A 13,240-nucleotide genomic window follows, 5' to 3' on the forward strand; every position below is an offset into this window, starting at 1 on the left:
TGTTCGGTCGGAATCAAATGGGTCTTTAAGCCAGCATTATAAAGATGCCCGGGCCGACTCTATGTCGAACCCGGGCGGGCGATGCAATCTTTACGCAAATGTGAGCAAATGTTCACACGTCAACAATTGACGAACACCATGTTACCGATTGTGGCTCCGGTGACGAGTTAGTCCTCCATGCCGAGGTCGATCGTCGTGCCTTCGAACACCTTGTTAACGGTGCGGACGGCGCACATCTTGCCGCACATGGTGCAGGTGCCCTCGGTGGCGGCGGGGGATTCTTCGTAGCGTTTCTTGCCGGTGACCGGGTCGAGAGCACACTTCCACATGGCATCCCAGTCGAGCTTGCGGCGTGCCTGGCCCATCTTGTCGTCCATGTCGCGGGCGTGCGGCACCTTCTTGGCGATATCGGCGGCGTGCGCGGCAATCTTAGTGGCCATGAGGCCATCGAGCACGTCCTGGGCGTTGGGCAGGCACAGGTGCTCGGCCGGCGTCACGTAGCACAGGAAGTCGGCACCGGAGCTGGCGGAGATGGCGCCGCCGATGGCAGCGGTGATGTGGTCGTAACCCACGCCGATATCGGTCACCAGCGGCCCGAGCACATAGAACGGGGCATTGTGGCACAGGCGCTTCTGCAGTTTCATGTTGGCGGCGATCTCGTCGAGCGCCATGTGACCCGGGCCCTCGACCATGACCTGGACGCCGGCGGCCCAAGCGCGCTTGCACAGCTTGCCCAGCTCGATCATCTCAGCGGTCTCGGTGGCATCGTTGGAGTCGTAGAGGCAGCCCGGGCGGCAGGAGTCGCCGAGCGAAATCGTCACGTCGTACTCGTGGCAAATCTCGAGCAGCTCGTCAAAGTACTCGTAGAAGGGGTTTTCGTTGCCGGTGACCTCCATCCAGCCAAACAGTAGCGAGCCGCCGCGACTGACGATGTTCATCAGGCGGCCGGTCTCCTTAAAGGTCTTGGTGACCGACTTGTTGATGCCGCAGTGGATGGTCATAAAGTCCACGCCATCCTCGGCGTGCGCGCGCACGACCTCGAACAGGTCGTCCTTGGTCAGCTTGACCAGCGGCTTTTTCATGTAGCCGATGGCGTCGTACATGGGGACGGTGCCCACCATGAGCGGCGTCTCGTCGATGAGCTGCTGGCGGAACTGGCGCGTTTTGCCCGAGTTGGAAAGGTCCATGATGGCGTCGGCGCCAAAGTCCTCGGCGATCTTGACCTTCTTCCATTCCTCGGCGGCATCGGCCTTGTCGCCCGAGATGCCCAGGTTGACGTTGACCTTGGTGGACAGGCCCTCGCCGACACCAAAGGCGCGCATGCCCTTTTTGATGTGCACGATGTTGGCGGGAATGGCGATGCGGCCGTCGGCCACGCGCTCGCGGATGTACTCGGGGTCGCGATGCTCGCGCTCGGCGACCTCCTTCATCTGCGGTGTGATCTGCCCGGCGCGGGCGAAGTCGATTTGCGTGACGAGCTTGGGCTCGGTCTGTGTGCTCATTGGCACGGCTCCCTTCGTTGGCATTACCCATATCAGGTTTGCGGGTCAGGGCGGGCGCGCCCAGTCTCAGCCTGCCGTCTTGTCCTGCAAGCTCCCCGTTTATGTAATGGGCTCAAGTATAGCTCGAATGGGTACGATTGGCCTAACGAGCGTGCCTGTGGGGAGGCGTACATGGAAGACAAGCATCTATATCGAGAGACACAATGGGATGTATCGGCCGAGGAAAGCCGTGCGCACCATGGCCTTGTCGCGATTGGTTTTGCGGTGCTTGCCGTGTTGGTGATTGCCTTTTGTATTTGGACGTTCGGCGGTCGCGGCGGCGCTGCATGGGAGTTCGAGGCTGATGATAGCCTACCGATTATGACGGTGAGGAGTACTGGCGGTAATGCCAATACGCTCGCCGTTCCGGGCGATTATTGGTACCCGCGCGATGAGTTTGTGCAGTTGCAGCTGAGTGGTGGGTCTATTCCAGGTGAAGAAATCGAACGCGTGACGTTTGACGCGGCGCTCAAAACGCTCACGGTGAAGCTCAAAGATCAAGGAGATGTGCCCACGACTATGGATATCGCCCTGACGGAATGGCGTCTGGAGCCTCCGACGGGTGTTGCGGTGTCCGAGGTTGAGCACGTCAAGATTGTCTATCAGGACGGTTCGACAAACGGGATTGCAAAGGCCGATGGCTTGGCGGAGTAACGGAGTGTTTGGAAACGGCGGGCCTATTGTGCCTGCGCGTTCATGAAAACCAGGGTGTTTTTGTCTGAAAGCTCGGGGATGTGACGATAGCCGATGTTGAATGCGGTGAGCCCGCTTACATCCTCGAGCTTGTTTTCTGCCATCCAGCGCACCATGGAGCCGCGCGCCTTTTTGCTGGCGGTCGATCGCTGAACGGGCTTATCGTTGCGGACGTCTTCGCCAAAAAGGCAGGTGATAACCGTTGTATCCTGTGCAGCATGGGGCAGGACGGCTTTGGCGTATTCCACGCTGGCAAGGTTGACGATCGTAGCGTTGGAGCCCGCCGGAGCGATGACCCGTGCGAGTTTGTCGCCCCAAAACGCGTAGAGGTCTCGGGCATCGTCGACGGCAAGCTTCGCCCCCATTTCGAGCCGATAGGGCGACACGCCGTGGAAGGGGCGTGCGCATCCGTAAAGGCCCGAGAGGATCCACAGATGGTCTTGCAGCCATGCGAGCTGCGCGGAATCCATCACCTCGGGCGCCATGCTCTCGTATTGAATGCCGTGATAGGACATGACGGCAGGGGAGAGGTGACGGGCGAGTGCAGGATTGTCGAGATCGCCGTTTCCCAAGATGGGCCCGAACTCATGCAGGGTGTTGAGGCAAGGCCCCAGCAGTTTGTCACTCACGTTCCATAGCGCCTGCAGACCGCCGCTGCCTTCATTCCGCTCGATATCTAGCAGTGCGCGGTGGAGGCGAGCTGTCTCGTGCACAAAAGGTGGAATGCCCAGGACTTCAAAAGCATCCCTGGCCGCGCGCATTTGCTTGGCGGGCGAAATGATGACCTGCAGCATGGACTCTCCTCTGCCAAATAGGAAGTTGCGGTGGAATACGGTCTGTTTTGGCCGGTTATGGGCCAGTTTAGTCCGTATTTCACCGCAACTGATGAAGGGTTGGTTAGGCTCGCTCGATGAAGGCTTTGTAGCCGCGATAGGCCTCGTAGATATCGGCCTTGTTAGCGACCTCCCACAGGGCGTGCATGGACAGGACGGCAACGCCAGAGTCGATGACGTTCATGCCGTACTTAGCCATGATGTATGCGATGGTGCCGCCGCCGCCCGCGTTGACGCGACCGAGCTCGCAGGTCTGGAAGTCCACGCCGGCCTCGTCCATGATGTCGCGGATGAGGGCCACATACTCGGCGTCGGCGTCGTTAGAGCCGCCCTTGCCGCGGCTGCCCGTGTACTTGTTAAAGCACAGGCCGCGACCCATAAAGGCGGCGTTCTTGGTTTCGAACTTGCCGGCGTAGCCCGGGTCGAAGCCGGCGGACACGTCGGAGGAGAGCATGCGGCTGCGGGCGAGCGCGCGGCGCAGGGCCAGCGGGCTATCCTCGCCGGCGAGCGTCATGATCTCGGCGACGGTGTTCTCGAAGAAGCGGCTCGTCATGCCGGTGGCACCTACGGAACCGATCTCCTCCTTGTCGACGATGAGTGTGATGCTCGTGCGCTCCACGTTGGCGACGTTGATCTGGGCGAGCATGGACGGATAGGCGCAGACACGGTCGTCGTGGCCATAGCCCAGAATCATGGAGCGGTCGAGGCCCATGTCACGGGCGGGGCCGGCGGGCACGACCTCGATCTCGGCGGAGAGGAAGTCCTCCTCCTCGACGTCGTACTGCTCCTTGAGGATATCCAGGAACATCTGCTTGACGGGCTCCTTGGGAGCGTCCTTGTCGTCCTCGTCAAACTTGACGGGGCGGCCGCCCACGATCACGTCGAGGATCTCGGCGTCGACGGCGTCCTTGGCGGGCTTGGCCATCTGCTCGCTCGAGAGGTGGATCAGCAGGTCGGAGATGGTAAAGACCGGGTCGTCGGCCTTGTCACCGATGTTGATGTCGACGGTGGTGCCGTCCTTTTTGCAGATGACGCCCACGAGTGCGAGCGGGGAAGCGACCCAGTGGTAGCTCTTGACGCCGCCATAGTAGTGCGTGTCGAGATAAGCCATGTCGCCGGCCTCGAAGACGGGGTTCTGCTTGAGGTCCAGGCGCGGCGAGTCCACGTGGGCGCCCAGGATGTTAAAGCCCTGCTCGAGCGGGGCGGTGCCCAGGTTGACGAGCATGAGGTCCTTGCCGTGGTTGGCGGCGTACACCTTGTCGCCGGACTTGAGCGCGCGGCCCTCGGCGATCACGGTCTCCAGATTGACGTAGCCCGCCTCCTCGGCCATCTTGATACCGGCCTTGACGCACAGGCGCTCGGTCTTGTTCTCACTCAAAAACTGCTTATAGCCGCGGCAAAGCTCCTCGAGCTCCTCGATCTGCTGTGGCGTGTACTTTTTCCATGCGCTGGGACGCTCCATGACGCAGGCTCCTTTCGGATCGATCGTGCTGGTTGATGTACCGTGAGCCATCGTATCACGCGCGGGCCCGCGGCGGCAGGGAAGCCTGATGTGCGGTGGCCGCGGGGCGGGGAGCGTGTAAACTGGTGTGAGCAAACCGTGCCCAGCCCAAAGCGAGGTATTCAATATGTCTGAAAAGCGCCGTACCTTTGCCGTCATCGACGGCAACTCGCTCATGCATCGCGCCTTCCACGCCGTGCCGCCGACCATGAACGCGCCGGACGGTCGCCCCACCAACGCGATCTTTGGTTTTCTGAACATGTTCCTCAAGATGATCGATGCCTTTAATCCCGACGGCGTTGTCGTGGCGTTTGACAAGGGCAAGCCGCGCGTGCGTATGGAGATGCTGCCGCAGTACAAGGCGCAGCGCCCGCCCATGGACCCCGACCTGCACGCGCAGTTCCCCATGATCAAGGAGCTGCTCGCCGCGCTCAACGTGCCCATTTTGCAGTCCGAGGGCTGGGAAGGCGACGATATCCTGGGAACCATGGCGCGCCTGGGCGAGGAGGCCGGCTGCGACATGCTGCTGGTGACCGGCGACCGCGACATGTATCAGCTCGTGACCGAGCACGTCAACGTGGTCTCGACTCGCAAGGGCCTGTCCGACGTGGCGATCATGACGCCCGAGAGCGTGGACGACCTGTATCACGGCATCACGCCGGCGCTCGTGCCCGATTTTTACGGTCTGAAGGGCGATACGTCGGACAACATTCCCGGCGTACCGGGCATCGGCCCCAAAAAGGCGAGTGCGCTCATCGCGCAGTACGGCAGCCTTGACGAGGTCATCGCGCATGCTGACGAGGTCAAGGGCAAGATGGGAGAAAACCTGCGCGCACACATCGACGACGCGCTGCTGAGCCGTAAGGTGGCGACCATCCGCACCGATGCGCCCGTTGAGCTCGATTTTGAGGCGACGTCCTTCCCGGCGTTTTCCGCCGATGAGGTTTCCGCGGCGCTGGGCACGCTTGGTATCACCGCCATGCAGAACCGTTTCTTGGCGCTGATCGGCGGCGAGGGCGGGGCAGCTGCCAGCACGTTTGAGATTCCCGCCGTTTTGCGCGCAGCCGCCGGCGATGCTGGCGCGCTTGGTGCCGTTGCGGCTGAGGTCTCCCGCGTGATTGATGCCGGCGAGTGGGTCGCCGCCGTGGTGGACGATGACAAGGAAGAGGGCGCGCTCTTTGGGCTGACGCGCACGCTGTGGTTGGCGACGTCCAAGGGCCTGTTTGCGCTCGAGGAGGGCGACAGCGGTGCGGCGGCTGAGGTTGAGGGCTTCAACTTCGCCCACGGCGTGATTGCCGGCGTGCTCGCGCGTCTGTTTATGGAAGGCCGTGTGGCGAGCCCGGATATGAAGGCGCTTCTGCATGAGCTTTCGCCCATCGATTCTTCTGAGCTCGAGCTCATGGATCCGCTGGCAGTCGATTCCACGCGCATCTTCGATACCGTTGTTGCCGCCTACCTGTTGGATTCCGACCGCTCCGAGTTTGACGAGGTGTATCTGGCCGATACGTATCTGCAGATGGCGCTGCCTGCGGCGCGCGGCGCAGAGGGTGCTGGCGAGGACGCTCCTGCGCCCGCCGCTCGCACGGCGGCCTTGACGCTGGCGCTGGTTGCACCGCTGCGTGACCGCATGGCCCGCGAGAACGCCGCCAACGTGTTCGATGGGATCGAGATGCCGCTCGTGCCGGTGCTTGCCAAGATGGAGCGCGCGGGCATGCTCGTGGACCCCGACCGCCTGCACAGTCTGTCCGAGGGCCTGGCGACCCAGATTGCCGATGTCGAGCGCAGCATTCGCGACCTGGCCGGCGACGAGACCTTTAACATCGGCAGCCCCATGCAACTCTCGCACGTGCTGTTTGATGTTATGGGACTTCCGACCAAGGGCCTCAAAAAGACCAAGCGCGGCTACTATTCGACCAACGCCAAGGTGCTGAGCGACCTTGCCCGCGACCACGAGATCGTGCGCCTGATTTTGGACTGGCGTGAGAAGTCCAAGATTAAGTCGACCTATCTGGACACGCTGGGCCCGCTGCGCCGTGGTGACGGGCGTGTGCACACCACGTACAACCAGACCATCACCGCGACGGGGCGTTTGTCTTCGAGCGACCCCAATCTGCAAAACATTCCGACGCGCTCGGAGCTGGGGCGTACCGTCAAGACGGCGTTCTCGGCGGGCGAGGGCAGCGTCTTTTTGGCGGTGGACTACTCGCAGATCGAGCTGCGCCTGCTCGCGCATCTTTCGGGTGACGAGCACCTGGTGCGCGCCTTCAACGAGGGCGAGGACTTCCATGCCGAGACGGCCGCGCGCGTATTTGGCGTGCCGGTGTCCGAGGTGACACCCGACCTGCGTAGCCGCGCCAAGGCCGTGAACTTTGGCATCGTGTACGGTCAGCAGGCCTATGGTCTGTCGCAGTCGCTGCACATCTCGATGGCCGAGGCGCGCGATATGATCGATCGCTACTACGAGGCCTACCCGGGTGTGCGCACGTTCCTCGACAATGTGGTGGCGCGAGCCAAGCAGACGGGCTATGCCGAGACCATGTATGGCCGCAGACGCCATATTCCCGAGCTCAAGGCCAAAAACCCGCAACTCCGCGGCTTTGGCGAGCGCACGGCCATGAACCACCCCATGCAGGGCACCGCGGCCGACATCATCAAGATCGCCATGGCCCGCGTGAGCCGCCGCCTGGAAGAAGAGGGTTTTGCCGCCCACATGATCTTGCAGGTACACGACGAACTGGACTTTGAGTGCCCCGTCAACGAAGTCGAGCGCCTAACCACCATGGTCCGCGACGTCATGGAACACGTAGTAGACCTCCGCGTACCGTTGATCGCCGAAGCCAGCACCGGCATAACCTGGGCCGACGCGAAATAGGGAAGCACTCCGTAAGGCAAGCTCGCCCAAGACGCAAGCCCCCACATACTTAAGATTTGGGACAAACACTACTGATTAATTTGTCCCACAGTAACCAAAACAGAGGGGAGCCCCTTCCAACAAGGGGCTCCCCTCTGCTCAAATCATTTCAGCTAAGTATCTAGACACTCAAGACGCCATCTTGGCGGCAGGAAAGTAAACCTAGGACCTGGCCGGGCGGCGCGGATTAGTTTTTCGTAGATTCCGCACGAGCCGGAAAGCACTTAATGTGCTTTCCGAGCGAGCCCAGGACCTGACCGAACGAAAAACTAATCCGCGCCGCCCGGCCAGGTCCGACGTGCCACGTTACCGAGCCGCCAAGATAGCGTCGATGAGCGTCAGTACGCCCCCGTCGTTGTTGCTCGGAATACGCCACTTGGCATGCGCGTTCATATGCTCCTCGGCATTGTCCACGATAAAGCTGTGACCGACGCGCTCAAGCATGGGGATGTCGTTGTACGTATCGCCCACGGCAGCGGCGTCGGCGATATCGATGCCCAGGCGCTCGCAGAGATGTGCTACGCCCGACCCCTTGTCGACGCCCAGATTCATAAAGTCGATCCACTCGCGGCCCGCATTGGTGACGTAGAGTTTGTCCGAGAACTCGGGGCTGTAGTCCTCGCGAAACGCTGGCTCGGCATCGTAGGCGGGGAAGAAGATCGAAATCTTGTTAGACTCGATGTCAATGCCCTCAAAGCTATCGACGTAGTTGATCGTGTTGTAGTAGACGCTGATCTCGTCGTGGTATTGATGATCGCGGGCAAGTACATAGAACTCGTCGAAGCAGCACAGGACGGGGACAGCGCGCGAATCCTCCGAGGCGCGGCTCAAGACCTGCTGATACAGCGCCACGTCGATAGTGCTCTTATAGATATAGTTGCCGCGGTAGATAACGCACGCGCCGTTATCGGGGCAAAAAGCGATGCGGCTCTTGATGTCCTCAAACATCTCCTCGAGTTTGGGGGCGGGGCGTCCGCTGGCGGGGCAGAACACGATGCCAGCCTCGGCGAGCTTGTCCAGGCGCTCGTCGAGGCCCTGAGGCAGCACGCGCTCGTCGGTCAGTAACGTCTTGTCCATATCGACAGCGAGAATCTTAATGTTGCCGATGTTGGCGTCTGATTCGTAAGTCTGCATAAAACGCGCCTTTCGGTTTCCAGAATGTTTCGGGTGATTGACCCTCTACTTGATAGTCGGGCGTATTTTCGCAGGATTGGCGCATATTTGCATCATCATTCACAAAGTAATGAAAAAACTTTTCAGAAATTTGAATTTGTCGCTTGTACAGCAGGCACTTTAGCGTAATATAGCGACCATCGAAAACGGAGACGGAAAAACAACCGCTTACCGAGGAAAAGGTACCGTTTACGATATTAGAATTGCGCCCGGCGATAGGTGAAAGGAGAGGCAGATGCAGTTCGTAAAGATTATCACTACTGCAGACAATGCCATCCGACGCCAGCGCGCAATTTCCCGACGACGATAACAATCGTCTCTGTCCGCATGGGGCTAAATGCCCCAACAGAGTCATTTTGAGGTCGTTGGGTTTTAGCACGACATTGCTGCATGTTTCTAGGGCATGTATGTGCTGATTTTTGCTATTTAACCTGATATTGCACGGTTTTTGACCTCGAAATGACTTGCAACTGACCGATGTTCTAACTAGCTACCAAGGGCGAAAGGAAACAGCCATGAGCAAGGAAAAAGTCGTTCTCGCATATTCCGGTGGTCTTGATACATCCGTATGTGTCAAGTGGCTTCAGGACGAGAAGAATCTTGATGTCGTTTGCGTCTGCGGTAACGTGGGCCAGGAGGAGACCGGCCTGGATGCCAAGAAGCAGAAGGCGCTCGACCTGGGCGTTCTGGATTGTCAGGTGCTCGACTTGCGCGACGAGTTCTCCGATGAGTTCCTGACCAAGGCCATCGCGGCCAACTCCATGTACGAGAACAAGTACCCGCTGCTCTCCGCCCTGTCCCGCCCGCTGCTCGCCAAGAAGCTCGTCGAGGTTGCTCACGAGTTTGGCGCGACCTACGTCGCCCACGGCTGCACCGGCAAAGGTAACGACCAGGTCCGTTTTGAGGCTGCCGTCAAGGCGCTCGACCCCGAGCTCAAGGTTATCGCCCCGGTTCGCGAGTGGGATCTGAAGTGCCGTCCGGACGAGGTCGCCTACGCCCACGCCCACAACGTGCCGGTTCCCGAGGGTACCAACGACAACCCCTATTCCATCGACGACAACCTGTGGGGTCGCGCCATTGAGTGCGGTCACCTGGAGGATCCCTGGAACGAGCCGCTCGACGACGCCTGGGTTATGACCAAGAACCCCGAGGATACGCCCGACGCCCCGACCTACACCGAGATTGAGTTTGAGGCGGGCAAGCCCGTCGCCGTCGACGGCAAGAAGATGAAGCTCTCCGAGATCGTCATCGTCCTTAACAAGATTTCCGGCGACAATGGCTTTGGTCGCCTGGACCTGGTCGAGGATCGTCTGGTGGGCCTCAAGAGCCGCGAGTGCTATGAGGTCCCCGGCGCCCTGACGCTTATCACCGCCCACAAGGCGCTCGAGGACATTTGCGTTGAGGGCGACCTGCTCAAGGAGAAGATTAAGCTTGAGCAGGATTGGGCCACCGCCGTGTATAACGGCCAGTGGTACAGCCCGCTCAAAAACGCGCTCGATGCCTTTATGGCCGACACCCAGAAGTTCGTGACCGGCACCGTCCGTCTGAAGTTCTTTAAGGGCAACTGCCATGTCGTCGGCCGCAAGAGCCCCTTCAGCCTCTACGATTACGGCCTGGCCACCTACGACCGCGACACCACGTTTGATGAGAAGGCCAGCGCCGGCTTTATCGAGATCGATACGCTGTCGCTCAAGACGTGGGCTAAGGTCCAGGGTCCCAGCTCCGCTGCAGCCCAGGCCTAAGGCTTCTCTTCCTTGGTATCCGCGCGGCCCATCCGCGTGATACATAACGGGCGCACGGGGTCCCTACCTTTCGTTATGCTTGCTGACACTTCTTAACATCGGTGGCCCCTACGTTCCGCCCGCATATATGATGCCGCATCTGCGGCTGAGTCCGAGCCCCGCCGGGGTTGTCCGGCGGGGCTCTTTCTATCAATTTGGCGGCTCTGCGCCTATATATATCTGAGGAGTACCTACTATGTTTGACGCTATTGCACACTCTTTGCTTTCTCTTGCCCCCGAGCTCGATACCGCCAAGGTGGAGGAGGTCCCCATGAGCCTGAAGGCCTGGATTGACGCCTCGCAGGGTAACCTCAGGAGGGAATCCATGGGCGCCAAGTGCATGGTGCGTCACTTCTTCGCTATTTAGCTTGTCAGCCTCGCGCACGGTGGGGAATGTGTAAAACTAGCGGTTGATAAATCGCTTTAGCGATATGGCGCATTGCTTTGGGCGCTTGTTTTGGTATTTGGAGAAAGGGGACGGTTCCATGGCTCTTTGGGGCGGTCGTTTTGAGGCGGGCGTGGCCGAGGTCACGCAGGAGTTTGGCGCGTCGCTGCCGGTCGACAAACATCTCTATAAGCAGGATATCGCCGGCTCTAAGGCGCATGCCAAAATGCTGGCGGCCCAGGGCATCATCAGTGCCGAGGACGAGCAAGCGATTGCCAAGGGCCTGACTGGAATCGAACAGGATATCGATGCCGGCAACTTCACCTTCGACATCAACGACGAAGACATTCATATGTCCATCGAGAGCGAGCTGACGCGTCGCATCGGCGAGGCCGGTAAGCGCTTGCATACCGGACGTTCGCGCAACGACCAGGTGGCGACCGACACACGCCTGGGCGTCAAGGCGCTGGCCAAGGAGCTCATGGAGGCCAATCTTGAGCTGCGCCATGTGCTGGTGGATGCGGCTAAGAAGTACGACAAGGTGATTCTGCCGGGCTACACGCACATGCAGCACGCTCAGCCCGTGCTGCTGTCGCATCATCTGCTGGCGTATTCCTGGATGTTCGCGCGTGACTTTACGCGCCTGAAGGCCGCCTTTGATGCCGCCGACAACTGCCCGCTGGGTGCTGCCGCACTTGCCGGTACGAGCTATCCGCTCGATCGTCAGATGACGGCTGCCGAGCTTGGCTTTGCGGGCGTGATTCCCAACTCGCTCGATGCGGTTTCCGACCGCGATTTCCTGCTCGATCTGCATTACGCCGGCTCCGTCATGGCCATGCACCTGTCGCGTCTTTCCGAGGAGATCGTGCTGTGGTCGAGCTCCGAATTTGGCTTTATCACGCTTTCCGACTCGTACTCCACCGGCTCGTCCATCATGCCGCAGAAGAAGAATCCCGACTTTGCCGAGCTTATCCGCGGCAAGAGCGGCCGTGTGTATGGCAACCTGGTGCAGCTGCTCGTGACCATGAAGGGCCTGCCGCTTGCTTATAACAAGGACTTGCAGGAGGACAAGGAGGGCGCGCTCGATACCGCCCATACGCTCATGCAGTGCCTGTCGGTTATGGCCGGTATGATTTCGACTTGGACCGTCAACGAGGATGCCATGGCGTGCGAGTGCGGCGTGGGACACCTTGCCGCCACCGATGTTGCCGATTACCTGGCTAAGCGTGGTCTGCCGTTCCGCGAGGCACATGCCGTGGTGGGCCATCTGGTCCTGATGTGTGAGAAGCGTAGCTGCAATCTTGAGGACCTGCCGTTTGAGGTGTTCCAGGAGGCAAGCCCGCTCTTTGAACGCGATATTACCGAGGCGCTCGACATCCCCTCAATTGTCGCCGCGCGTACGACCGAGGGCGGTACCGCCCCTGCCGCCGTTGCCGTACAGCTGGATCGTGCCGAGGCACAGCTCGTGGCCGACGAAGGCGTGTTTGGATCGCTGACCAAGGTCTTCGAGATGGGCCACGGGGCAAAGTAAGAGTCTGGCTAAAGCTGCTTGGCCATTTATTGATAAATCGTTTTTGCTTTTACGGGCGTCTGCTGATGTGGGCGTCCGTATTTTGTTGTAATGGGGGAGGGGCTTGTCGAGAACTTCTGTAGGACCTTTGGGCAGGTTGTGAAGGGGGTACGTTCACAGGCGGCAACCGACCGTCCGCTCGGTTCGGTGCGGTTGATGGGCAGTCGGATGGTACTCTAATCGGGCTTCGAAACAGAAGTGACACATATGGAACGCTTCAATTAATTGCAGCGCTTCAATAAACAGCTTTTTGTTTAACTGCAGCTAAAACTCTGTTACGATGCAGTCCAGGCGAGTGCCGGAATGGGACTTGGGCACGCGCGAACCTACTTGAAAGGCTACCTTATGGCTATCGAGAAGACCTTCATCATGATTAAGCCCGACGCCGTGCGCGATCGCAAGATCGGCGAGATCGTTGCTCGCATTGAGCGCAGCGGCCTTGTCATCGAGCGCATGGAGATGACTACGCTCGAGCGCGCTACCGTCGAGGAGCACTACGCTCATCTGGCCGACAAGCCCTTCTTTGGCGGTCTCTGCGACTTTATGACGAGCGGTCCGGTCGTCAAGATGGTCGTTTCCGGTCTCTCCGCTGTTTCCAAGATGCGCACCCTTATGGGCGCTACCAACCCGCTTGATGCTGCGCCCGGCACCATTCGCGGCGACTTCGCTGTCGATGTCAACGCCAACGTGATCCACGGCTCCGACTGCCTGGAGAACGCCGAGATCGAGATCAAGCGCTTCTTTGGCTAAACCAGCTTTGACTCCTTAAAGCTGTTAGCGTGTGGCTTGGGCGCCGCGGAATTCCAACCGCGGCGCCCTTTTATTCCGGTAGATTTTTGGTAAACGCATAGA

General features: G+C 59.9%; 10 protein-coding genes and 1 riboswitch. Of the genes, 6 read left to right on the plus strand and 4 right to left on the minus strand.

Annotation, left to right across the window (positions count from 1 at the left end; genetic code table 11):
• Positions 1 to 167 precede the first annotated feature (167 nt).
• Positions 168 to 1,502, minus strand: coding sequence for a phosphomethylpyrimidine synthase ThiC (thiC, locus tag DWZ52_RS05045; RefSeq protein ID WP_118385043.1), 1,335 nt, complete (start codon positions 1,500 to 1,502; stop codon positions 168 to 170).
• Positions 1,495 to 1,610: riboswitch (TPP riboswitch) on the minus strand. (Overlaps the previous gene by 8 nt.)
• A gap of 63 nt (positions 1,611 to 1,673) precedes the next feature.
• Here thiC and DWZ52_RS05050 point away from each other — a divergent pair.
• Positions 1,674 to 2,195, plus strand: coding sequence for a hypothetical protein (locus DWZ52_RS05050; RefSeq protein WP_118256752.1), 522 nt, complete (start codon positions 1,674 to 1,676; stop codon positions 2,193 to 2,195).
• Positions 2,196 to 2,218: 23 nt separating this feature from the next.
• Here DWZ52_RS05050 and DWZ52_RS05055 read toward each other — a convergent pair whose 3' ends face one another.
• Both DWZ52_RS05055 and DWZ52_RS05060 read right to left on the minus strand, forming a co-directional pair.
• Complete coding sequence (locus tag DWZ52_RS05055; protein WP_118385044.1) at positions 2,219 to 3,028, minus strand: YaaA family protein; 810 nt, start codon at positions 3,026 to 3,028, stop codon at positions 2,219 to 2,221.
• Positions 3,029 to 3,131: 103 nt separating this feature from the next.
• On the minus strand, positions 3,132 to 4,529 hold the full coding sequence (locus tag DWZ52_RS05060; RefSeq protein ID WP_118385045.1) for an aminopeptidase: 1,398 nt from the start codon (positions 4,527 to 4,529) through the stop codon (positions 3,132 to 3,134).
• Between the two features lie 166 nt (positions 4,530 to 4,695).
• Between DWZ52_RS05060 and polA the strand changes: the two genes are divergently transcribed.
• A complete protein-coding gene (gene polA / locus DWZ52_RS05065) occupies positions 4,696 to 7,440 on the plus strand; it encodes a DNA polymerase I (protein ID WP_117817065.1) in 2,745 nt (914 codons plus the stop codon).
• Positions 7,441 to 7,785: 345 nt separating this feature from the next.
• Here polA and DWZ52_RS05070 read toward each other — a convergent pair whose 3' ends face one another.
• Entirely contained in the window at positions 7,786 to 8,613 is an 828-nt protein-coding gene (locus DWZ52_RS05070) for a Cof-type HAD-IIB family hydrolase (protein WP_118385046.1), read from the minus strand.
• 554 nt (positions 8,614 to 9,167) lie between these two features.
• On the opposite strand from DWZ52_RS05070, the gene DWZ52_RS05075 reads away from it, so the two are divergent.
• From DWZ52_RS05075 to ndk, 4 genes are all read left to right on the plus strand, one after another.
• Positions 9,168 to 10,394: an argininosuccinate synthase gene (locus DWZ52_RS05075; protein WP_118385047.1), complete on the plus strand. Its 1,227-nt coding sequence runs from the start codon at positions 9,168 to 9,170 to the stop codon at positions 10,392 to 10,394.
• A gap of 235 nt (positions 10,395 to 10,629) precedes the next feature.
• On the plus strand, positions 10,630 to 10,800 hold the full coding sequence (locus DWZ52_RS09940) for a hypothetical protein (RefSeq protein ID WP_158572414.1): 171 nt from the start codon (positions 10,630 to 10,632) through the stop codon (positions 10,798 to 10,800).
• 118 nt (positions 10,801 to 10,918) lie between these two features.
• Positions 10,919 to 12,349, plus strand: coding sequence for an argininosuccinate lyase (argH, locus tag DWZ52_RS05080; protein WP_118385048.1), 1,431 nt, complete (start codon positions 10,919 to 10,921; stop codon positions 12,347 to 12,349).
• Between the two features lie 384 nt (positions 12,350 to 12,733).
• Entirely contained in the window at positions 12,734 to 13,138 is a 405-nt protein-coding gene (gene ndk / locus DWZ52_RS05085) for a nucleoside-diphosphate kinase (RefSeq protein WP_055251725.1), read from the plus strand.
• Positions 13,139 to 13,240: the final 102 nt, after the last annotated feature.

Origin of the sequence: Collinsella sp. AF33-16 (assembly GCF_003475325.1) — a bacterium.
In the GTDB taxonomy this organism is placed as follows: domain Bacteria; phylum Actinomycetota; class Coriobacteriia; order Coriobacteriales; family Coriobacteriaceae; genus Collinsella.